The 753-nt window shown below is 46.9% G+C and carries 1 protein-coding gene; it reads right to left on the bottom strand.

Translation table 11 applies throughout. From position 1 onward, the window contains the following. Positions 1-577, bottom strand: a 577-nt coding sequence (locus ACTHUM_RS16310; RefSeq protein ID WP_440403465.1) for a bile acid:sodium symporter family protein, incomplete at its 3' end; no start/stop codon positions are given. Between the last annotated feature and the right edge of the window lie 176 nt (positions 578-753).

The raw sequence follows: 753 nt of genomic DNA, 5'->3' as shown, positions 1-753 counted from the left end.
CGGCAACGGCAGGCATAATCGCGCGCACGTCTTCAAACCAATGTTTTTTATGCAGCAATATATTGGCGGCAGAGCCGATAACGACAGGCAATAGGGTAACGAGTAACATAAATTTGAACATACCCCAACCGTCCATTTCGACGGTTTGTCCGACCAAATAAGTCATCCACAGCGGCGTCATCACAGGAGCGAGGACGGTGGAAACCGTGGTCATACCGACTGAAAAGGCAACATCGCCTTTAGCCAAAAAACTCATGATATTGGACGAAACGCCGCCCGGGCAGGTGCCGACCAAAACCAGACCCAGCGTCAATCCGGGCGAAAGGTCAAAGGCTTTGGCAATGCCGATGGCAAGCAGGGGCATAATCGTGTATTGAGCGATTGCGCCGATGAAAATATCGAGCGGACGTTGCGCCAGAATTTGATAATCTTCTTTGCCCAAAGTCATGCCCATACCGAGCATGATAATGCCGAGTACAACGACTTGCGTATCGCCTTTTACCCACGAAAAAGTGGCAGGTTCAACAAAGGCGATGATGGAGGCAAGGACGATAATCAGGGCGGTGAAGCGGGTCATTTACCGACTGATAGCGGTCAGAAAGTTCATATTTTACTCCTTTGTATGTTTTTATCATGACAATAATTGCCATAATTTAACACATGCTAACTCTTTAGCGCAATTACAGTAACGAAACAGGAAATCCATCATCCAATAATGTTTAAAAACAAACCACACTAACTCCACCCAATATC

It is taken from the genome of Neisseria sp. P0021.S006, assembly GCF_051956895.1.
The sequence above is the reverse complement of the archived record's forward strand: the minus strand, read 5'-3'. Positions and strand labels throughout refer to the sequence as shown.